The organism is Planobispora rosea (genome assembly GCF_014648175.1).
Classification (GTDB): Bacteria; Actinomycetota; Actinomycetes; order Streptosporangiales; family Streptosporangiaceae; genus Planobispora; species Planobispora rosea.
Genome location: NZ_BMQP01000032.1, coordinates 59,390 through 78,450, shown reverse-complemented (window position 1 = coordinate 78,450; position 19,061 = coordinate 59,390). Strand labels below are relative to the sequence as shown.

Annotated in this window: 20 protein-coding genes; 6 read left to right on the top strand and 14 right to left on the bottom strand. The window is 68.4% G+C overall.

The genetic code is table 11. The features are described from left to right. Nucleotides 1-64: 64 nt before the first annotated feature. The 3 genes from IEZ08_RS27430 to IEZ08_RS27420 all read right to left on the bottom strand — a co-directional run bounded on the left by IEZ08_RS27430 (nt 65) and on the right by IEZ08_RS27420 (nt 3,768). Nucleotides 65-2,137 carry a catalase gene (locus tag IEZ08_RS27430; protein ID WP_189243273.1) on the bottom strand — a complete coding sequence of 691 codons (2,073 nt, stop codon included), beginning with the start codon at nt 2,135-2,137 and terminating at the stop codon, nt 65-67. 146 nt (nt 2,138-2,283) lie between these two features. Beyond that, complete coding sequence (locus IEZ08_RS27425) at nt 2,284-3,342, bottom strand: NAD-dependent epimerase/dehydratase family protein (protein ID WP_189243272.1); 1,059 nt, start codon at nt 3,340-3,342, stop codon at nt 2,284-2,286. 54 nt (nt 3,343-3,396) lie between these two features. Further along, the gene (locus IEZ08_RS27420; RefSeq protein WP_189243271.1) at nt 3,397-3,768 is read right to left on the bottom strand and encodes an STAS domain-containing protein; all 372 of its coding nucleotides are present in this window, start codon (nt 3,766-3,768) and stop codon (nt 3,397-3,399) included. A gap of 274 nt (nt 3,769-4,042) precedes the next feature. Between IEZ08_RS27420 and IEZ08_RS27415 the strand changes: the two genes are divergently transcribed. From IEZ08_RS27415 to IEZ08_RS27405, 3 genes are all read left to right on the top strand, one after another. Continuing rightward, nucleotides 4,043-4,996, top strand: coding sequence for an LLM class F420-dependent oxidoreductase (locus IEZ08_RS27415; protein WP_068923038.1), 954 nt, complete (start codon nt 4,043-4,045; stop codon nt 4,994-4,996). Nucleotides 4,997-5,075: 79 nt separating this feature from the next. Continuing rightward, the gene (locus tag IEZ08_RS27410) at nt 5,076-6,257 is read left to right on the top strand and encodes a zinc-dependent alcohol dehydrogenase (protein WP_189243270.1); all 1,182 of its coding nucleotides are present in this window, start codon (nt 5,076-5,078) and stop codon (nt 6,255-6,257) included. Nucleotides 6,258-6,307: 50 nt separating this feature from the next. Next, nucleotides 6,308-6,781 carry a hemerythrin domain-containing protein gene (locus IEZ08_RS27405; RefSeq protein ID WP_068923040.1) on the top strand — a complete coding sequence of 158 codons (474 nt, stop codon included), beginning with the start codon at nt 6,308-6,310 and terminating at the stop codon, nt 6,779-6,781. Nucleotides 6,782-6,815: 34 nt separating this feature from the next. On the opposite strand, the gene IEZ08_RS27400 is transcribed toward IEZ08_RS27405, so the two are convergent. After that, nucleotides 6,816-8,120, bottom strand: coding sequence for a GAF domain-containing sensor histidine kinase (locus IEZ08_RS27400; RefSeq protein ID WP_084780004.1), 1,305 nt, complete (start codon nt 8,118-8,120; stop codon nt 6,816-6,818). A 160-nt stretch (nt 8,121-8,280) separates the two neighbouring features. Continuing rightward, on the bottom strand, nt 8,281-9,021 hold the full coding sequence (locus tag IEZ08_RS27395) for a DUF2470 domain-containing protein (protein WP_068923042.1): 741 nt from the start codon (nt 9,019-9,021) through the stop codon (nt 8,281-8,283). Nucleotides 9,022-9,107: 86 nt separating this feature from the next. Between IEZ08_RS27395 and rpsD the strand changes: the two genes are divergently transcribed. Then, entirely contained in the window at nt 9,108-9,722 is a 615-nt protein-coding gene (rpsD, locus tag IEZ08_RS27390) for a 30S ribosomal protein S4 (RefSeq protein WP_068923043.1), read from the top strand. Between the two features lie 81 nt (nt 9,723-9,803). On the opposite strand, the gene IEZ08_RS27385 is transcribed toward rpsD, so the two are convergent. From IEZ08_RS27385 to IEZ08_RS27370, 4 genes are all read right to left on the bottom strand, one after another. Beyond that, on the bottom strand, nt 9,804-10,331 hold the full coding sequence (locus tag IEZ08_RS27385) for a nitroreductase family deazaflavin-dependent oxidoreductase (protein WP_068923044.1): 528 nt from the start codon (nt 10,329-10,331) through the stop codon (nt 9,804-9,806). A gap of 150 nt (nt 10,332-10,481) precedes the next feature. Then, nucleotides 10,482-11,219 carry a MerR family transcriptional regulator gene (locus IEZ08_RS27380; RefSeq protein ID WP_189243269.1) on the bottom strand — a complete coding sequence of 246 codons (738 nt, stop codon included), beginning with the start codon at nt 11,217-11,219 and terminating at the stop codon, nt 10,482-10,484. A gap of 41 nt (nt 11,220-11,260) precedes the next feature. Then, nucleotides 11,261-12,685, bottom strand: coding sequence for a serine hydrolase domain-containing protein (locus tag IEZ08_RS27375; RefSeq protein WP_203863496.1), 1,425 nt, complete (start codon nt 12,683-12,685; stop codon nt 11,261-11,263). 182 nt (nt 12,686-12,867) lie between these two features. Then, nucleotides 12,868-13,509, bottom strand: a complete 642-nt coding sequence (locus IEZ08_RS27370; protein ID WP_189243267.1) for a TetR family transcriptional regulator — start codon at nt 13,507-13,509, stop codon at nt 12,868-12,870. 75 nt (nt 13,510-13,584) lie between these two features. On the opposite strand from IEZ08_RS27370, the gene IEZ08_RS27365 reads away from it, so the two are divergent. Further along, nucleotides 13,585-13,764, top strand: a complete 180-nt coding sequence (locus IEZ08_RS27365; RefSeq protein WP_203863497.1) for a hypothetical protein — start codon at nt 13,585-13,587, stop codon at nt 13,762-13,764. Nucleotides 13,765-14,076: 312 nt separating this feature from the next. On the opposite strand, the gene IEZ08_RS27360 is transcribed toward IEZ08_RS27365, so the two are convergent. Beyond that, nucleotides 14,077-15,318, bottom strand: a complete 1,242-nt coding sequence (locus IEZ08_RS27360; protein ID WP_189243266.1) for an NsdA family TPR-like regulatory protein — start codon at nt 15,316-15,318, stop codon at nt 14,077-14,079. A gap of 183 nt (nt 15,319-15,501) precedes the next feature. On the opposite strand from IEZ08_RS27360, the gene IEZ08_RS27355 reads away from it, so the two are divergent. Next, entirely contained in the window at nt 15,502-15,834 is a 333-nt protein-coding gene (locus IEZ08_RS27355; RefSeq protein WP_189243265.1) for a hypothetical protein, read from the top strand. A 1,036-nt stretch (nt 15,835-16,870) separates the two neighbouring features. Here the strand turns inward: IEZ08_RS27355 and IEZ08_RS27350 are convergent. The 4 genes from IEZ08_RS27350 to IEZ08_RS27335 all read right to left on the bottom strand — a co-directional run bounded on the left by IEZ08_RS27350 (nt 16,871) and on the right by IEZ08_RS27335 (nt 19,032). Then, nucleotides 16,871-17,293, bottom strand: a complete 423-nt coding sequence (locus IEZ08_RS27350; protein ID WP_189243264.1) for a hypothetical protein — start codon at nt 17,291-17,293, stop codon at nt 16,871-16,873. A 56-nt stretch (nt 17,294-17,349) separates the two neighbouring features. Next, nucleotides 17,350-17,685, bottom strand: a complete 336-nt coding sequence (locus IEZ08_RS27345; protein WP_268249367.1) for an HNH endonuclease — start codon at nt 17,683-17,685, stop codon at nt 17,350-17,352. 602 nt (nt 17,686-18,287) lie between these two features. Continuing rightward, the gene (locus tag IEZ08_RS27340; RefSeq protein WP_189243262.1) at nt 18,288-18,566 is read right to left on the bottom strand and encodes a hypothetical protein; all 279 of its coding nucleotides are present in this window, start codon (nt 18,564-18,566) and stop codon (nt 18,288-18,290) included. A gap of 193 nt (nt 18,567-18,759) precedes the next feature. After that, nucleotides 18,760-19,032, bottom strand: a complete 273-nt coding sequence (locus IEZ08_RS27335) for a hypothetical protein (protein ID WP_189243261.1) — start codon at nt 19,030-19,032, stop codon at nt 18,760-18,762. Nucleotides 19,033-19,061: the final 29 nt, after the last annotated feature.

The following is a 19,061-nucleotide window of genomic DNA, read 5'->3' as shown; positions in this document are numbered from 1 at the left end:
CGTGTCCCGGCCGCTCCGGTCCGCGGGCCCGGGCAGGGACGCCCCTCGTCTCCGGTCTGAGGACTCAGGCCGGGACGCCGTCCATCGCGCGCCCGTGGTGGCGGTGGGCGGCGACCGCGGCGCCGAACGCCTTCGCGAACCCCTTGACGTCCTCCCCGGTCCCGGTGACCACGCCCGGATGCGGTCCGGGCCCGAGCCGGGCGGTCTCCAGCAGCAGGGCTCCTTCGCCGAGGACCCCGATGGCCTTGGCGTGCTTGAACGCCTCGGCGACGTAGTGCACGGCCTCCCCGTCCATGCTCAGCGCCCGCGCCGACTCCTGCCCGCCGGGGACCAGCACGGCGTCGTAGAGCACCGAGGCCATGGTGATCAGCGCGTGGTTCACCGGCACCGGCTTGTCGTCCAGGTCCCGTACGGCGCCGCCTCGCGGGGCCAGCACGTCGCACAACGCCCCCATGGAGCCGAGCGCCGCCTGCACGGCCTTCACCTGGCCGCCGTCGGCGCCGTCGGCCACCAGGATCGCGATCTTCCGGGTGGCGACGCTCCGCACGGGGGCGTGGGCCTGGCTGAGCGCCGGGGAGCTGAGGCCGTGGTTGGGTACGGCGGGTTCCGCCGGGGGAGCCACCCCGATGCCCGCGGCGACCAGGGACGCCAGCTCGTGGTCGACGTTGCTGAGATTGCGGACCACACCCTCGCGGATGTCCGGGTCGACGACCCTGCCGAGCTCGAAGCGGAAGGCCGCAACGATGTGTGCCCTCTCCCAGGAGGACATGCTGTTCCAGAACAGGGTCGCCTGGCTGTAGTGGTCGGCGAAGCTCGCGCTGCGCTTGCGGATCTTGTGGCCGTCCACCCGCTCCTGGAAGTGCGTGTAGGCGTCCGGGCCGCCGACCGCGGGGCAGCCGCCGCCGGTGGAGTTGGGGTGGTAGCTCGCCCGTCCCCTCGGAATGATCATCTGGTGGTAGCCGTCGCGGTGGTGGTTGCGGACCTCCGCCAGCGGGCGGTTGATCGGGATCTGCGGGAAGTTTGGCCCGCCGAGCCGGATGAGCTGGGTGTCGAGGTAGGAGAAGAGCCGCGACTGCAGCAGCGGGTCGTTGGTGAAGTCGATGCCCGGCACGACGTTGCCCAGGTGGAAGGCGACCTGCTCGGTCTCGGCGAAGAAGTTGTCGGGATTGCGGTCGAGCACCAGGCGCCCGACCGGCTGGACCGGGACCAGCTCCTCCGGGATGATCTTCGTTGCGTCGAGCAGGTCGAAGTCGAAGGAGTGCTCGTCCTCCTCGGCCACAAGCTGCACGCCGAGCTCCCATTCCGGGAAGTTCCCCGTCACGATCGCCTCCCAAAGGTCCCGGCGGTTGAAGTCGGGGTCCTTCCCGGCGATCTTCTGAGTCTCGTCCCAGACCAGCGAGTGGATACCGAGTTTGGGCTTCCAGTGGAACTTCACGAAGGTGCCCCGGCCCTCGGCGTTGACCAGCCGGAAGGTGTGCACGCCGAAGCCCTGCATCATCCGGTAGCTGCGGGGGAGCGCCCGGTCGGACATCACCCACATCATCATGTGGGTGCTCTCCGGCTGGAGCCGCACGAAGTCCCACAGTGTGTCGTGCGCCGTGGACGCCTGCGGGATCTCGTTGTGCGGCTCGGGCTTCGCCGCGTGCACGATGTCGGGGAACTTGATCCCGTCCTGGATGAAGAAGACCGGGATGTTGTTGCCGACCAGGTCGAAGTTGCCCTGCGCGGTGTAGAACTTCACCGCGAAGCCGCGCACGTCCCGGACGGTGTCGGCCGAGCCGCGCGAGCCCACCACGGTGGAGAAGCGCACGAACACGGGGGTCCGCAGGCCCGGGGTGGTGAGGAACTGCGCCCGGGTGAAGGGGGCCAGGGCGGCGTCGTAGGGCTCGAAGTAGCCGTGGGCGGCCGAGCCGCGGGCGTGGACCACCCGCTCGGGGATGCGCTCGTGGTCGAAATGGGTGAGCTTCTCGCGGAAGTGGAAGTCCTCCATCAGCGTCGGGCCGCGTTCGCCCGGGCGGAGCGAGTTGTCGGTGTCGTCGATCCGGATGCCGTGATCGGTGGTCAGGGCAGTGTCCTGGTAGTCGACCCGGACGTCGTCCAGTTGCCGGTCCTTGTCCGTGCGGTGGTCCCCGAGCATTGATTGATCCCCCTGGTGCGTGGCCGGGCGGGGAGGGACCCCGCCCACCCAGCGGCATACCCGCCGCGCACCAGCGGAACGGAAAGCCGGGATCTGCTCCCGGCCACCGTACGGCCCGCCGCGCGCATCCGGGGGAGGCTCTCCCCCTACGGCCGCCTGCCGACCCCGCTGGCCAGTTCCCCGAGCCGCGCAGGGCCCCCGGTCTGCGGGGACAGCGGCGGGGTGTCCATGCCCGCTGTGGCGCGCATGCCCTCCAGCAGGTCGCGCAGCGCGTCGGCCGCGGAGTGCCGGGGCCGCCAGCCGAGCTCGTCACGGGCCCGGGAGCAGTCCATGATCGGCATGGCGAGCAGCATGTCGAACAGCTCCGGGGCGGCGGGGACCAGGCGCATGCGGAAGGCGGCGGAGGCGGCGCCCCGGGCCAGCGCGGCCGGGACCGGCACCCGGCGGGCTCCGAGGAGCTCGGCCAGCACCGCGGGATCGATCGCCGGGTCCGCGGCGATGTTGAAGGCGCCCGAGACCTGCCCGGTCACCGCCAGGCGGTAGGCCTCGCCGATGTCGTCGCCGTGGACCGCCTGGAAGCGGAGCCGGGGGATGTCCGGGACGACGGGGATCAGCCCGGGCCGGATCAGCCGCTGCGGCAGGAACGGCCCGCCGAACAGCCTGCGCTGCTCGGTCGCCGACTCCCGCTTGAAGATGAAGCCGGGGCGGAGCCGTACCACCCGGATGTCCGGATGCTCCCGCTCGAAGGAGTCGAGCGCCCGCTCCACGTAGGCCTTCTCCCGTCCGTAGGCGGCGCCGGGCCAGCCGTGGGTGGGCCAGTCCTCGGTGACCGGGCGGTCCTTCGGTCCGGGGGAGTAGGCGCCGACCGAGGAGGCGTAGACCAGGGCCGGCACCTTGGCCCGCGCCGCCGCCGCGAAGACCCGGAGGCTGCCCAGCACGTTGGCGTGCCAGGTCGTCACCGGGTCCCGGGTCGGCTGGAACAGCCAGGCCAGGTGGACGACGGCGTCCGAGCCCTCGAAGTGCGGCGCCAGGTCGCCGGTGGAGGCGGTGGAGACGTCTACGGCGCGCCACTCGGTCTTGCCGGGGCTCCAGCCGGGCAGCCGGCGGGCCAGGCCCAGGACGGAGGTGACGTTCGCATCGGCCACGAGGGAGGAGACCACGCTCGTGCCCACGTTGCCGGTCGCGCCGACGATGGTTACCCGCATACCCACCCCGGTGCCCCGAGAGGAGCGGGTGAATCCTGTCCGCCGCGCGGACGGTCAGACGAGCTTGACCGAGGCGAGACTCTCGGCCCGCCGCTGGGCGAGCGCGTCCCCGAGCGTCGGATAGACGTCGAAGGCGGCGTCGAGGCCGGTCAGCCGCATGATCCGGCGGGGGACGGGGTTCAGGCAGCACAGGGCGCAGGTGCCGCCGCAGCGGTGGGCCCTGCTGGAGGCCTGCACCAGCAGCCGCAGGCCGGAGGAGTCGATGAAGTCCATGAACGACAGATCGAAGAGCAGCCGCGGCCGGTCGGCCGTGAACGCCTCATCGATCTGCTCGCTGAGCAGGGCCTCTTCCGTCTTGTCGACTTCTCCGATGATCGTGATGACCGTGAAGTCTCTGCAGCGATCCCTGCTGATCTCCAGTGGCATTGGTGAACTCCAGAACGGCGACGTGATCGCGGGATCCTGGCATTTCCGGGCCCGCCCGCGCGCCTTGTCCCCAGTCTCGCCCCTGCGACGGGGGCGGCACAAGGTAGGGCGACCGCGATGAGGTGATCGGGGGGATTCATCCCCTGGGTGCCGGCCTGACGAGGCGAGCACGGAACGGCGGGCCCGCGTGGTCGCGGTCACAGCAAGATGACCTGTTTGGCCTTTTCGCAAGGGGTATGGGGAAGTCCGTGCAGTTCCCGCCAAGGAGGTAAGCATGGCGAAATTTGGATATTTCCTGTCAAGTGAGGAGCATGACCCCAAGGAACTGGTGCGGCAGGCGAAGCTCGCCGAACAGGCCGGGTTCGAGGCCCTGTGGATCTCCGACCACTTCCACCCCTGGCTGGACGAGCAGGGCCAGAGCCCGTTCGTCTGGTCGGTGATCGGCGCGATCGCCGAGGCGACCTCGCTCCCCATCACCACCGCGGTCACCTGCCCGCTGGTCCGCATCCACCCGGTGATCATCGCTCAGGCCGCCGCCACCAGCGCGGTCCTGACCGACGGCCGCTTCCGGCTCGGCGTCGGCACCGGCGAGGCCCTCAACGAGCACATCGTCGACTCCCGCTGGCCTCCGGCCGAGGAGCGCCTGGAGATGCTGGAAGAGGCCGTCGAGATCATGCGGGAGCTGTGGAGCGGCAAGCTCGTGACCCACCGGGGCGAGCACTACGACGTCGACACCGCCCGCATCTACACGCTGCCCGACGAGCCGCCCCCCATCTACATGTCCGGTTTCGGGGACAAGTCGGTGGAGCTGGCCGGGCGCATCGCCGACGGCTACATGACCACCGGCCCGTCGGCCGAGATGGTCGGGAAGTTCCGCACCTCGGGCGGGGCGGGCAAGCCCGTGCAGGGCGGGCTGAAGGTCTGCTACGCCGAGGACGAGGCCACCGCCCGCAAGACCGTGCACCGGCTCTGGCCCACCCAGGGCATCCAGGGCGAGGCCGCCCAGCTGCTCCCGCTCCCCCGGCACTTCGAGCAGCTCGCCCAGATGGTCACCGAGGAGGAGGCCAGCAAGGGCTCACCGTGCGGCCCCGACCCCGAGGTCCACGCCGAGGCGATCAAGCAGTACCTCGACGCCGGGTTCGACGAGGTCTACATCAGCCAGATCGGCGAGGAGCAGGACGCCTTCTTCGACTTCTACGCCAAGGAAGTCCTGCCCCGCCTGCGCTGACCGTTCACGGCCGTTTGCCCGCCCGAGGGCGGGTAGACGGTCCCCTTTCGGGTTCATCGGATCGGAGAGGAGACAGGCCATGAAGGCCGTCACCTGGCACGGGAAGCGCGACGTCCGGGTCGAGGAGGTCGCCGACCCCGCGATCAAGGAACCGACCGACGCGATCATCAAGGTCACCACCACCGCGATCTGCGGCTCCGACCTGCACCTGTACGAACTCCTGGGCCCCTTCATCGGGGCGGGTGACGTCCTCGGCCACGAGGCGATGGGGATCGTCCAGGAGGTCGGCGCGGACGTCGGGCACATCAAGCCCGGCGACCGGGTCGTCATCCCGTTCAACATCTCCTGCGGCGACTGCCACATGTGCGGGATGAAGCTGTACGCCCAGTGCGAGACCACCCAGGTCCGCGACCACGGCACGGGTGCCGCGCTGTTCGGCTACACCAAGCTGTACGGCGAGGTGCCCGGCGGCCAGGCGGAGTACCTGCGGGTCCCGCAGGCCCAGTTCGGTCCCATCAAGGTGCCCGAGGGGCCGGCCGACGAGCGGTTCGTCTACCTGTCGGACGTGCTGCCCACCTCCTGGCAGGCGGTGGCCTTCGCCGACATCCCCGACGGCGGCAGCGTCACGGTCTTCGGCCTCGGCCCGATCGGCCAGATGACCGCGCGCATCGCCAGGCACCTCGGCTACCGGGTGATCGGCGTGGACGGGGTCCAGGAGCGGCTGGCGATGGCGCGGCGGCACGGCGTCGAGGTGCTGGACGCCTCGGTGACCGGCAACGTCCCCGAGGCGGTCCGCGAGCTGACCGGCGGCCGCGGGACCGACTCCGTCATCGACGCCGTCGGCATGGAGGCCCACGGCTCCCCGGTCGCCAAGTTCACCCAGACGCTCACCGGCCTGCTGCCCGACGCGATCGCCGCCCCCCTGATGACGAACGCGGGCGTGGACCGGCTGGCTGCGCTGTACCAGTGCATCGACACCGTACGGCGCGGCGGCACGATCTCCATCAGCGGCGTCTACGGCGGCATGGCCGACCCGATGCCGATGCTCAGGCTGTTCGACAAGGGCGTCACCCTGCGCATGGGCCAGGCCCACGTCAAGCGCTGGATCGACGACCTGATGCCGCTGGTGACCGACGACTCCGACCCGCTCGGGGTCATGGACCTGGCCACCCACCGGATCCCCCTGGACCAGGCCCCGCACGGCTACGAGATCTTCCAGAAGAAACGCGACGGGGCCATCAAGGTCCTGCTCAACCCCTGATTTCTCAGCGCACCGGGTCCCAGGGTCGGGACCCGGAGGAAAGGAACATCGTGGACGCCATCGTGCTCCTGAAGGAAGACCACAAGACCGTCGAGAAGCTGTTCAAGCAGTTCGAGAAGGCGGGCGAGGACGCCTACGACGAGAAGCGCAAGCTCGTCGACCAGATGATCGAGGAGCTCACCGCCCACACCTACATCGAGGAGGAGATCTTCTACCCCGCCGTCCGCGCGGAGGCGCCGGACGTCTCCGAGCACGTCCTGGAGAGCGTCGAGGAGCACCACGTGGTGGTCTGGATGTTGTCGGAGCTCAAGGACCTCGACCCTCGGGACGAGCGGTTCGACGCCAAGGTCACCGTTCTCATGGAGAACGTCCGCCACCACGTCGAGGAGGAGGAGAACGAGTGGTTCCCCGAGGTGCGCAAGGCGATGGGCCGTAACAGGCTCCAGGAGCTCAGCGACCAGATGGCCAAGGCCAAGGGGAAGGCGCCGGACGAGCCGCTGGCCGTGCCCAGCGCCAAGCAGTGACGCCGAGCGGTGGCGCAGGCCGGCCGCCCGGACGTCACGGGCGGCCGGTCCTCCGGACCTCTTCCTCCACCTGAGGGGGCGGCGGCGGGCCGGGCTCCGGGGCGGGGGGATCCGGTGCCGGGACGTGTTCCGGGGGCGGGGCGGGCAGGGTGATGCGCACGCATGTGCCCTCGTGCGGCGTGCTCTCCAGCCGGACCGTCCCGCCGTGCAGTTCGACGATCTTCTCGACGATGGCCAGGCCCACGCCGGTGCCGCTGATCGCCCGAACCTCCGCCTCGGGCCCGCGGTAGAAGTCCTCGAAGACGTGACCCGCGTCCTCCGGCGCGATGCCGATCCCGGTGTCGTGGACCTCCACGGCGGGGGCCGGGTCGGCGGTGACCCTGACGTCGATCCTTCCGCCGGAGGGCGTGAACTTGACCGCGTTGTCCAGCACGTGGACCAGCGCGTGCTGCAGCCGCCCGGTGTCGGCCCACGCCTCCACCTCGGCGGGGGCGTGCATGCGCAGGGCCTGGTCCTTGTTCGACGCCTTGGCGGCGGAGGTCTCGACCGCCTGACGGACGATGGCGGACAGGTTGGCCCGCACCGGGGTGAAGGCGGCGGTGTGCGCGTTGAGGCTGGCCATGAGCAGCAGCTCGTCCAGCAGGTCCAGCAGCCGGTCGCTGTTGCGCTCGATCACCCCCAGGAACCGCCGCTCGGTGGCCTCGTCCAGCCCGCCGTCCCGGAGGAGCTGAAGGTAGCTGCGGATCGAGGTCAGGGGAGTGCGCAGCTCGTGGTTGACGTTCCGCAGGAACTGCTGCTTGAGCTCGTCCACGGCGTTCAGGCGCCGGGCGACCTCGCCGGCCCGGCGGGCGTGGTAGTGCAGTTCCAGCAGCGCGACGGCGTGGGCGGCCAGGGTGCGCAGAGCCTCGCGCTGCCGCCGGTCCAGCAGCCGGGGACGGTAGTCCAGCACGCACACGGTGCCCAGGGCGTGACCCCGCCGACTGAGCACGGGGACGCCCAGGTAGTACCGCAGGTACGGCTCGTCGGCGACCAGAGGGTCGTCCTTGAAGCGCGGGTCGGTCAGCGTGTCGGGGACCTCCAGGGGTTCGCGGCCGGCGACGACGTACGGGCAGAACCCGATCGACTGGTCCAGTTCGGGGGAGGCGAGCCCGGTGCGGCCACGGAAGTGCTGCTTGTCCCTGCTCAGTAAGTTGACCAGCGCGATAGGCGTGTCACAGATATACGCCGCCAGGTCGGAGATGGCGCGGAAGTCCGGTTCCAGAGGGGCGTGCAGCGCGTCCAGCTCCTCCAGGTCGCGCAGCCGCTCGGCCTCGTCGGGTGGCACCGGTCTGCCTTTCATCCCACCCCACCCGCTGCGCTGTGATTGTCTGAGGCACTTTGTATCCCGCTGAGGGCTTCTCCGGACGGGGACGCGCCCGGGAACCGGGTAAACGAGCGGTCATGGCGACGCGACCGCCGGCTCGTCCCCCGCGGGGCCGCCAGGGGCCGGATTTCCGCGCTCAGCGGTGGCAGAGCAGGCAGTGCAGGGCCGTCTCCAGGGAGCAGGCGTCGGCGATCGGCTCGGGCCACGGCAGGCGGATCAGAGTGGGCTGGTCGAAGCCGCCGGAGCGCACGGTGACGCCGAAGCGGTCCAGTTCCCAGAGCCAGGCGTCGGCGACGGGGGAGGGCAGCAGGGAGCGCAGCGCCGCCACCAGCCGGTCCCGGTGCGCGCCGTTGATGTGGCGGATCATCCGCTCGGCGTCAGCCAGCAGGGGGTCGGGCGCGGCGTCGAGATACTCGTCGGCGTCCAGGACGCCCGACTCGGAACCGGTGAGATAGACCACCTGGCCGACGTCCACCCGGAGCAGTCGCGGGCCGTCCGTTCCCTCCGCGTTCTCCAGCGCCTCGAACAGCGCCTCGTCCGGGCAGCGCTCGGCGATCGCGACCGCGGCCTCGCGCAGTTCGCCGGCCGGTACGGCCTGCGCCCAGCCCTGCACCTTGAGCAGCCCGCGTGAGAGCTCGCGGTCGCCGAGCGAGCGGCTCGCGGCGAGGTCCACGGTCACCACCGGCTCGTCCTGCGCCCCGTGCAGCGGGTCCCCCGGCATGACCAGCAGCACCGGGCGGCCGGCGCCGTCGACGCCGCCGCGGGCGGGGCCGGCCGGCAGGGCCGTACCGGCGAGGGAGACGTGGGTGGGCACGGCGACCGCGGCGAGCGTGCGGATCCGCTCGGGAAGGGGCGGGCTGGTGACGGGGTGCTGCATGGACCGGCTCTCCTTGAGGTCGGCGGCTGGTTGCCTCTAAGGTAAGGCTAACCTCAGTAAGGCAAACCTAATCACAAGGAGCGATCGTGCGCTACACCGGACCCAAGGTGCGGCTCTCCCGCCGCGCCGGCGTCCCGCTCACCCGTAAGGCGGTGCGCTACTTCGAGGAGCGCCCCTACCCGCCGGGCGAGCACGGCCGTAAGACCAACCGGCGCCAGACCGGCGACTACGGGCTGCGGCTCATGGAGAAGCAGAAGCTCCGCTGGTACTACGACGTCTCCGAGCGGCAGATGCGCCGCTACTGGGACATGGCGCTGCGCAGCCCCGGCCGGTCGGGCGCCGAGCTGGTGGTGCTGCTGGAGAGCCGCCTGGCCTCCCTGGTGCTGCGCGCCGGTCTCGCCCCGTCGATCTACGCCGCGCGCCAGTACATCGCGCACGGCCACATCACCGTCGACGGCCGCAAGGTGGACATCCCCAGTTACCTGGTCAAGCCCGGCCAGGTCATCGCGGTACGCGAGAGGTCCCGCCGGATGCAGCCGTTCGTCGCCGCGGCCGAGGGCGTCTACGCCGACGAGCGCATCGCCTCCTACCTGGACGTCAACCACGCCGAGCTGCGCTTCACGGTGGTGGGCCGCCCGATGCGCGAGCAGATCGTGGTCCCGGTGGACGAGCAGATGGTCGTGGAGTTCTACTCCCGCTGACACGCCACCGTCCGCCCCGGTACGGCGGGGACCCCGTCGCCGGCGAGGTCCCCGCGGCCACGGCGGGGAAGGGTCCCCGGGTCACGGTCCGGGGGAAGGCGGAGGGGCCGCGTCCCCGCGGTCACGGTCCGGGGAGAGGCGGAAGATCCGCAGTTCGCGTCCCGACTTCTCGGTGTAGCGGTCGTAGACGGGCCACATCCGCAGCAGCCGTGGCCAGACCTCGGTCCTGTCGTCGCCCTCCAGGAGGCGCCCGATGACGGGGATCTCCCGGCCGCGGAAGGAGACCCCGGCCTGCGGGGTCTTGAGCAGGTTGCCGCTCCAGGCGGGGTGGCGCTCCCGGCCGAAGTTGGAGCCGACGACCAGGAAGGATCCGTCCTCCTCCGGCAGGCACGCGAGCGGAGTGGAGCGCGGCTCGCCGCTCCTGGAGCCGGTCGTGGTCAGCAGCAGTGTGGGAACCATCCGATCGCTCATGACCCTCCTGCCGCCGGTGAGGCGGTGGACGGCCCTGTCGAGGCGCGGGACGATCATCGGACCGGCTTTCATGAACGCGTCGGTCGTCGCCAGCCACTGGAAGAACGGCTTGAGTCGTTCGACGAGATGCGGACTCACGATGGCCTCCCGCTTGTCGGGGCTCCCGCCCGCGGCGGCCGCGCGGCCGCCCCACTGATCGTAGCAAGCGCTAGGTTAAGTGCCGACCGGGCGCCGGCGGCCGCCGTCCAGCACCGCCGCGCCGGGACGCCCCGCACCGCCCTCGGCCGATCAGCCCTTGACGCCGGCCTGGCCCGTCATGAGCCGGGCCAGGCGCTCCCATGCCGGGGATGAGGCTCCGGGCTGGGATCGGGCGGCCAGTCGGGCGATGGCCGGGTTGCGGACCGGGCGGGTCCCGAAGCGGCTGGGGTGGGCGGCGAGCCAGCTCCGGGTGCGGTCCGCGAGGCCGGGGAGGCGGGGATCGTCCGGCGGCCAGTCGTAGGCAGCGTCATGGTCAAGGTAGAGGGCGCGGAACTCGGGATCGGTCATGAGCTCGCGTTTCTCGGTGAGCCACAGGGCGGCGTCCTCGGGTGAGGCTGTCCGCATGAGGATCCAGCCATCGCGCTCCGCCTGGATCGCGCGCTCGCTGACGCCGAGGTCACGCAGGTCGTCGAGAAGATCGGCGACCTCGGGGGAGACGAAGAGCCGGTCGCCGCCGCGCAGCTGGGCGAGCTGGTCGCGGGTTCGCCGCAGCTGCGCGATGCGGTCCTCGAGGTCGTGATCGATCTCGGCGATGGCCGCCGTGAGCGTCTCCGGGTCGGCGTCGAGGAGGTCTTTGACGCGGGCCAGTGGCACACCCGCGCGGGCCAGGGTTCTGATCTTGATGAGCCTGACGGCATGCTCGGCGGTGTAGCGCCGGTAGCCGGACGAGTCGCGGCCGGGTTCGGTGAGCAGGCCGCGCTCGTGATAGTGGCGGATGGCTTTGACGGTCACTCCGGCGTAGTCCGCGAGCCGGCCGATCGTGAGCATGCCGGACATTCTTCCACCCGGTGGTCAGGCACCCGGGACGGTCAGGCCCGTCGGGTCAGGCGGCCGCCGCCGTTGCGGAAGCGCGCCCGGCCGTCGCGGATGTCGTGGTAGGAGACGAGCAGCAGGCGAAGGTATCCGTCGAACGTCTCCGGCGGATATCCGGCGGGCGCGAACAGGCCGGCCCGGATCGGCACGTAGCGCTGCGGCGGCGCGGCGGTCATGCCGCCGGTGAACGCGGTGAAGACGCGTTCCTGCGACGCGTCCGCCGGTTCGTAGGCCGCCTGCTCCTCCAACTGGCCGTCGACGACGCGCACATCGATGCGGAGCTGGTCGGAGCGGTAGGTGCCCGCGTACGGGGTGAGGTCCACGTCCTGCTGCACTCCGGTGATCAGGGCGGGGATCCGGACGCCGAGACGCTCGCGCAGGAGCTGTTGCAGGAGCCGGTCCTGCAGCATGATCGCTCCCGGGGTGTTGCCGAAGGCGGCGAAGACCAGGTCGTGCTCGGGAACGACGCACAGGATGGCCACGCCGCCGGGTGAGGCGCCCGACATGGCCAGGACGGTCGTGTCGCCGAACGGGTACCGTACCCAGCCCAGACCCATCGGCGGGACGTTCGGGGTCGCCATGTCGTACGAGACCTGCTGCATCAGCGTGGTCGACCCGGTCGACAGGACGCGCGTGCCGGAGGGGGACACGCCGCCGGCGAGGTGGGTGCGTCCCAGGGCGAGCAGGTCGGCGACGGTGCCGACCGGCGTGCCGCCGGCCGGGCCCCAGGTGTCGGGCAGCATGAACATCCCCGTCGGCCTGGCCGCCCCGGTCGCGGGGTCGGGGAAGTGGCCGATGGCCGTGCTGCGCAGGATGGCCTGTTCGGCCGAGGTGCCGGAGTCCTTCATGCCGACGGGTGTGTAGACATCGCGTTCGAGCAACTCGGGGAAGGGCGTGCCGGTGATCACTTCCAGCAGGCGGCCCGCGACGATCATGCCGCCGTTGGAGTAACTGAGCTGCTCACCCGGTTCGAACATGGAGCCGCAGCTGCTCGCGAGACCGGTGATGTAGGTCTTCAGCGCGTCGCGGCCCTTGGCGACGGGAAAGAACAGATCCGCGTCGATGCCGTTGGTGTGGGAGAGCAGGTGCCGGACCAGGATCTTGTCCGCTGCGCCCGGTACGGTCAGGGCGAAGTCGGGAAGGTGCTTCACCACCGGCGTGTCGAGGTCCAGCAGGCCGCGGTCGACCTGCTGCAGGACCAGCATGGTGGTCAGGACCTTCGTGACGGAGCCGAAGAGGAATCCGGTGTCCTGGCGCATCGGCGCGCCGGTGGCGGCGTTCGCGGTGCCGTGGGCGACGATGGTCTGCTCGCCGGCGTGGCAGACGCCGGCGACGAACCCGGGGACGTCGCCGGACTCGCAGTGAGCGGTGATCTGCTCGCGGATCCGGGCTTCGACGGTGTGCAGGGCGTTGTTGTCCATGTGAGCCATCGTCGGACCCTGCCCCTGGGGCGGGGTCAAGGTCCCGACGCGGAGAACCGGCGAGCTTCCTGCGCCAGATCATGGAGGCGGGTCGGCGCGGTGGTCCGCTGTGGCCGCACCGGCGAGATCGCCCGATACGGTCGGGGACCTTCGGGTGCCGGGTTCCGCACCCTTCGCCGCGCTCACTTCTCCCGCCGGGCGCCGTAGCCGCCGATCCCCTTCTCCAGCAGCGCGAAGGCGTGCTCGGCCTGCCGTCGCAGGTCCGGCGCGACGGCCGCGACGGTCTCTCCCGCGAGCATGCGCCGTACGGCGTAGCCCACGACCGTGCGGAGCACGGCGCCGATCTGGGCGGCGACCGCGGCGGGGGTGAGGTCGTCGGGATCGGCGTCCAACTCCTCGGCGATGGCCTCGGCGAGCCTGCGCTCCCGGGTGTCGTCCATTTCCCGGATCCGGGCGCTCAGGGACGGGCTGGTCTCGATCATCCGGATGAGGAGGTCGCCGCCCTCGTGGAACCCGTAGCGGTAGTGGCCGGTCTCCAGGGCGTCCAGGAAGTCGCGGCGTACCGCCTCCAGCGCGCTCTCTCCCGGTTCGCGCTCCCGGAAGACCCGCGCGAGCAGCTCCTCGACCTCGGAGGCCCGGTCGAGGAGCAGATCCTCCTTGGTGGGGAAGTAGTTGAAGACCGTGTTGACCGAGACGTCGGCCGCCCTGGCGACCTCGGCCACGGTGACGTTGTCGAACCCGCGAGCCATGAACATCCCCGTCGCGACGTCGGAGATGCGCAGTCGGGTCTCCCTCTTCTTGCGCTCACGCAGGCCCTCGGTCATGCCGTCATTCTAGGTGCCGGACGAATTTTACAGTTACATCAAAAATGGTGTTACTGTAAAAATGGAGGCGATTAAATGATCAAGACATCGAGTCTGAGCAAGACCTTCAAGGGCGGCGTCCACGCCGTCCGGAGCGTGGACCTCGCCGTGGAAACCGGCGAGATCGTGGGTTTCCTGGGCCCCAACGGCGCGGGCAAGCCGGTTACGGGAATGAGGCGTACGAACTTCCTTGATCACAGCGTTCCGCGAGCTTGATCGCCTTCTGACCGTACCGGAGAGCGCCGGACCCTGCCGCCGTTGGCCGGTCGGCCGGACCCTGCCCGCCGTCCGCTCCCCTCAGCGGTGCGAGAGCCGTCGGCCGGTCCGGCTCGGGCGATCCCCGGAAAATCGAGCCCCCAGAATGGCCGCTGAGGGGCGAACGGCACCGACCGAGATAGAAGCCACCCGAGAGCCCCCTTCGGCCGTCTCCGTGGACTACAGGGCCATTAATGCATATCCACGCTTAACGCGACGAATTCGAGACGGACTCGGAACGGACTTCGGCCGAATTTCACGATTCAGCCATGATCAGAACCCCGAAGCGTCCAAGAGTTGCCGGACTTCCGGCACATCTCGGTAAGGCTCCAACCGGGCACGAACAACGTGCTTCCGTTGTGCGGTTCGGTCGCTGGCAACGTCCGCCGACAGGTCGAACATTCGCGCCGCCGTCCGTGCGGCTTCTTCCGGTTCGTTTGCGTCGGCGAGCGCGACGGCGAGCCACGAAAGGTAGAGCGCGAGTTCGCGCGTATGCGTGCTGTCGTATCGAGCGAGCACGTCGGTAAGAAGTGGGACGGCGCGAAGTGGACGGCGAAGTTCCGTGTAGGCACGGGCTTCCATCACTTGCAATTCGCCAGCGTCAACCCAATACAGATATCCGGGCTCTTCCTCAGCGGCGTATTGGCTCAGAGCCGTTTCGGCTTCGCCGAGTGCGCGCATGGCGGATTGTGCTTCTCCGGCGCGAGCGTGCGCCCATGCGAGCCGGTCCCATGCCAGAGCGCGAGCCCTAGCCGGTGCGTCCGGTCCGGCCGCGTCCAGCGCCGCACGTGCGAGCGCGATCCCCTCGTGAACGTCGCCGACGTTCGAGATCTGATACGCCAGCGATCCAATCAGATTGGATTCAAGAGTTCCGTCCCCGGCTTCGTGTGCGGCGCTGATCCCGAGCCGATATGTACGGGCCGCTTGTTCATGCTGTCCGGCGTCGCTCGCGATCCAACCGGCGATCTGAGCGAACTCGCCGATAGTCGTCAGCAAACGACGGCCGACGTCTTGCGTGTACGTACTCGTTCTATAGATCCGAACCGCCGAGTCGAGTTCACGGAATGCGGGCTGTATCAGATCACCACCGGCGAGAACGTCGTCAGCGAGCCGCAAACTGTGAACCCGTGCGCTGAGGTCTTTGACGTTGCCGATTCCAAGTCGTGATCCGGCACGGTTCGGGATCGGGCTAAGCGGTTCGGTCTCTCGCAATAGATCCCTGAGTACATCATTCGGAGTTCGCCCGTTCTGAACGGGACCGTCGCCGTACAACTCGGCTTCGTCAATCGCGAACACGCGACAGTACAGGAGACGGTACGGATCTCGGGGCTGATGAGTACCGGCTTCATAGTCACGAATCCGGCGAATAATCGACGAACGAGCCGGGAGCGTTGCGCGTATCCGTTTGTCGGCGGCTTTCTCCAACTCGCTCGCCATGTCGTTTTGCGACCACCAACGCTTACGCCGTTCGTTGCGCAACCGTTCGGCCCATGCCGGACGCTCGTCGGAAGCCACGTGCGTACCTCTCCAGTCGGCGAGTCCGTTCCTGTCCTCCAGTGTCCTCTAGACGCAGCATGTATGCGCGTCCTTCGGGGTTATGGACTTGGACCTTGTAAGGGCGATCCTGCCGACATGGCGGGAGCCGTCGGCGCTGACACGCCGGACGGCTCCCTTGATCAGGAAGTGAGGTCCTGATCTATGACTCAGACTAGAGCAGACGGGGACAGAGTCGCCGTCGAGATCAAGGGGAAGCTCGTCTACGTCCCGAAGGACACGGCGAACGTCTACCTGGTCGAAGCTCACACAGACGAACACGTACCGAAGATCGTAACCGGCGCGATCCTGACGACTGACCTCATGTTCGCTTGGACATGGTTGATCGAGACCCTTGCCGACGGCGGTTGGGGAGAAGTGATCGCGTTCGACGTGCTGATCAAGACACATCCCCGCTGGTCTCACAATCTCGGCAGGATCGACGGACCGACGAAGCATCCGAATCCGCTTCGCCACACATCGGCCGACGGACAATGACGGTGAGTCCAGATCTGTTCGCAGATCTCGAATGGCAACCGTATTACCTTCAAGGCTCGGTATCTCGCATGCGCCAATTCATCGTTCGCGGCGCTGTGGAATACGAACTATGCACCGAAGGTGGCCGGTGGGTCATTAAGCGAACTGAGCGGAAAGGTAGCCGGACGATCGTCACGGAAACCGCTCGTGGTCGCCAGCGAGATACCGAAGCGGTGTGGGCGCGAATCGTCCACGGGTAGCAACCGGCCGGACCGAGCCCCGTACGCCACAGCGGCGACGGGGCTCAGTCGTGCTTGGGGGACGGCGGCCGGTGCCGTCCGGCGTGGCGCTGTACCGGCCGCTGAGCGCCGACGGCGAGCGCTGAGGGGTACGGGGGCGCTGTCCTTCTGTCGTGGCTCTCACGCCTGCACGCGTACGGATCAGGGGTTTTGCCTCTGTCGCTGTGCTGACGTGTCGCTGTCGGCGTTCATGCAGCTCAGGCACCGGATCAGCGCTGATCACGGCTTGTCGCTGTCGAAGTTTCCCCAGCTCAGAGGGGTTGTCGCTGTCGAGCCGGTGTCAGCGTGCCAATCAGTCACGAAATGAGCTTCCCGGAATCGTCACGGGACCGCGCTCGAATCGTGGCAAGAAAGAACGTCTTCAGTTTGCGAATCCCCCGCCGTTCGGGAGCAGAAACGGCGGGGGATCGCGGGGGACTCAACGCAGGAACGAACTCGGAAGCCCCCTAGCTTCGTCATGGTCCGCCCTTACCGGTGAAAGGAATAAGCCCGGGTTGACGTCGAATACCTTTCAGGGTTGGTCGGTAACGATCAGGGACATTCCCTGATCTGTTCGAGACGAGCTAGACGAAGCTCGTTCAGAAGTCGAGTGTCACGCCGTGCGAGTTCCCGGTGTGGGTTCATCGCAGCTTCGGCGCGAGCATGCGTGAGAATCCACGCGCGCCGCTCTTCGTCATCGAACGGCGGCGTTCCCCATGACTTCGGGAACATCCGAGTAACCGCCATGAGGCGACCGGCGTCGGCTTTCTCCGTGATGTTCATCGGATACCGGCCGCCTTCTTCGCAGCGTCGGCGATCTTCCCGAGCGTGCCGACCGTGCGCGCGTGCCGAACGGCTTCCCCGGCATCGCTGTACGCCTTCGGAGCGGGCTTGCCGCTCCGGACGGCGGCGAAGTACGCGCCGTCGAAGATCTCGCGCTCAGCGGCTTCTCGCGCCGCTGTGGCCTGCTCTTCGGCTCGAAGCCGGTCGGCGTTCGCGCGGTTCGCTTCGTCGGCCGAGCCGGTCACCGCGTCGTACAGCCTGCCAGCGTCGGCGATGGCGACGGACGGCCGACCGGCCCAGTCGGCGCGCACGTCGAGCCCGAGCCCCTTCGCCTGGTGAGCCACAGCGGCGACGGGCAGGAAGCCCGCCTTCTCGGCGACGTCTTCGAGCGTGACGCGGCATTCACAGTTCTGAGCCATTTGGATTCTCCTTTGTGCTGTTTCGAGAGTAATTGATCGGGCGGGGATTTCTCTATTCACGCGCCGAACATGATGTCGTACAGTTCAGCGCCGGTTTCCGAATGCAGAGTTCCGCACCGTTCACCGTGGAATTGGCATCGCTGTTGTTCGACGGAAGCCCGCTTAGCGAGCGCTGACGTTCCGGCGTCGATCAGGGACTTCTGACCGTTACACATCCGGCACGAAACGGCGAGGTTCGAGAACTCGGTCTTCCCGCCGTTCACCTTCGGAACGATGTGCTCACAGTGATAGTGAGTCGGAAGCGTCTTGTCGTGATCGGTCACGAGCGTTCGGCACAGATAGCATCGCGCCTTTCCGATGCCCCCGGCTCGACGGAGCACTTCGAGTCGCATTTCTCGCCATGCCCGCGTACTGCCCGGGGTTCCCTCTGGTCTCTTCACGGTTGGTCTCGCTTTCCCTTAATTCTTGCCGGTTATTCACGGAGCGTGATGATCTTCAGGTTCTCTCGCGGCTCACACAAACTTTTCGGACAGCGGCGGGTCGGGGACATGATCCTCTCTCAAAAAATCGGCCTCTGACCTGCACTTATGCGGCCGGCCGATTCCTTGAACGAAACGCTCACGAAGTCGTGTCCGATCTCGTCGGCCGAGTCCCGTCACCTTCCGTGAATGCCGACGAAGGTCTCTCGATATCACTGTGTGCATATGACGGGCACGGACTCGATATGTGCTCGACTCGATTCCACAGCGGCGAATGAATGCCGGGCTCGACTCGGTCTCTCCGTCCGGCCGAATGCTGTACGCGTACAGACCCGCGCTGTTCACGTACGAGCCTGAGCTGTACCCGTACGACGCTGTACCTGTACGGCTGTACTCGGTACGTCCGCCGTACACGTACGCGCCATTTCCGTACGTCCGGCCGTACAGGTACAGCACGCCGTACGTGTTCGTGTTCACGTACAGCGCCGTACGGTACGGCCGGACGTACACCGCGTTCACCCTGACGTCAGCGAGACGTACAGCAGCACGCCCGTACCCACGAGGTACAGGAACCGCCATGGCGTGTACGTGATCCAGAGGAACCCGAGTGCGGCGTACCTGGGGTACCGGATGACGTACGACCAGTACCGGCCGACGGTGTCCGTGAAGCCGTTCGTCGGGCCGTACTCGGGTACGGCTTCGAGGTGCGCCGGTACACGGCTGTACGCGTTGCCGTACTCGTACGGGTTGTTCACCGGGTACAGCTCGCCCGTGCTCGGTACGAGATCGCTCATTGCCGTCAACCCCCGTCCGTGAGCGCGAGCCGGTTCATGTCGGCCGGACAGTCCGCGACGTGCGCGACACTGACCCATCCGTCTTCGACCACCACAGCGGCGGGGCAGACAGGGCACGCGTACTCCGTGCTTGAATCGGTGGTGCCACGGTCCCGAGACGGTTCGAGCGTCTCGGGGCTGTGGTCTGTAATAGTCATCTGTTCACGTCCTCGATCCATTGAGTCGGGATGAAGTACCGGACTTCGCCCCTGAGTTTCACGGGCGTACTCGGCGAGAAGTCGCCGTGTTTTTCCGATTCCTGAACGGCCAGCGGATACGTCTTCTCCCCTTCGGTGATCCACCCGACGATCAGGTAAACGACCTGTCGGGGAACCGGGCGGTTACTCTCTCGCTTCTCCTTGATCGCCTTCAGCGGGTAAGACTGCGGAATGATGACGGGATTCGAGTTCGGCTCTTTCTCTGGCATGGTCAGTTCTCCTTTGTTGTGCTGATCGG

What these genes read in the sequence shown, in the direction of transcription:
- IEZ08_RS27430 (WP_189243273.1), bottom strand. Translation starts at nt 2,137, where the DNA reads ATGCTCGGGGACCACCGCACGGACAAGGACCGGCAACTGGACGACGTC.
- IEZ08_RS27425 (WP_189243272.1), bottom strand. Translation starts at nt 3,342, where the DNA reads ATGCGGGTAACCATCGTCGGCGCGACCGGCAACGTGGGCACGAGCGTG.
- IEZ08_RS27420 (WP_189243271.1), bottom strand. Translation starts at nt 3,768, where the DNA reads ATGCCACTGGAGATCAGCAGGGATCGCTGCAGAGACTTCACGGTCATC.
- IEZ08_RS27415 (WP_068923038.1), top strand. Translation starts at nt 4,043, where the DNA reads ATGGCGAAATTTGGATATTTCCTGTCAAGTGAGGAGCATGACCCCAAG.
- IEZ08_RS27410 (WP_189243270.1), top strand. Translation starts at nt 5,076, where the DNA reads ATGAAGGCCGTCACCTGGCACGGGAAGCGCGACGTCCGGGTCGAGGAG.
- IEZ08_RS27400 (WP_084780004.1), bottom strand. Translation starts at nt 8,120, where the DNA reads ATGAAAGGCAGACCGGTGCCACCCGACGAGGCCGAGCGGCTGCGCGAC.
- IEZ08_RS27395 (WP_068923042.1), bottom strand. Translation starts at nt 9,021, where the DNA reads ATGCAGCACCCCGTCACCAGCCCGCCCCTTCCCGAGCGGATCCGCACG.
- IEZ08_RS27380 (WP_189243269.1), bottom strand. Translation starts at nt 11,219, where the DNA reads ATGCTCACGATCGGCCGGCTCGCGGACTACGCCGGAGTGACCGTCAAA.
- IEZ08_RS27375 (WP_203863496.1), bottom strand. Translation starts at nt 12,685, where the DNA reads ATGGACAACAACGCCCTGCACACCGTCGAAGCCCGGATCCGCGAGCAG.
- IEZ08_RS27370 (WP_189243267.1), bottom strand. Translation starts at nt 13,509, where the DNA reads ATGACCGAGGGCCTGCGTGAGCGCAAGAAGAGGGAGACCCGACTGCGC.
- IEZ08_RS27365 (WP_203863497.1), top strand. Translation starts at nt 13,585, where the DNA reads ATGATCAAGACATCGAGTCTGAGCAAGACCTTCAAGGGCGGCGTCCAC.
- IEZ08_RS27355 (WP_189243265.1), top strand. Translation starts at nt 15,502, where the DNA reads ATGACTCAGACTAGAGCAGACGGGGACAGAGTCGCCGTCGAGATCAAG.
- IEZ08_RS27350 (WP_189243264.1), bottom strand. Translation starts at nt 17,293, where the DNA reads ATGGCTCAGAACTGTGAATGCCGCGTCACGCTCGAAGACGTCGCCGAG.
- IEZ08_RS27345 (WP_268249367.1), bottom strand. Translation starts at nt 17,685, where the DNA reads ATGCGACTCGAAGTGCTCCGTCGAGCCGGGGGCATCGGAAAGGCGCGA.
- IEZ08_RS27340 (WP_189243262.1), bottom strand. Translation starts at nt 18,566, where the DNA reads ATGAGCGATCTCGTACCGAGCACGGGCGAGCTGTACCCGGTGAACAAC.
- IEZ08_RS27335 (WP_189243261.1), bottom strand. Translation starts at nt 19,032, where the DNA reads ATGCCAGAGAAAGAGCCGAACTCGAATCCCGTCATCATTCCGCAGTCT.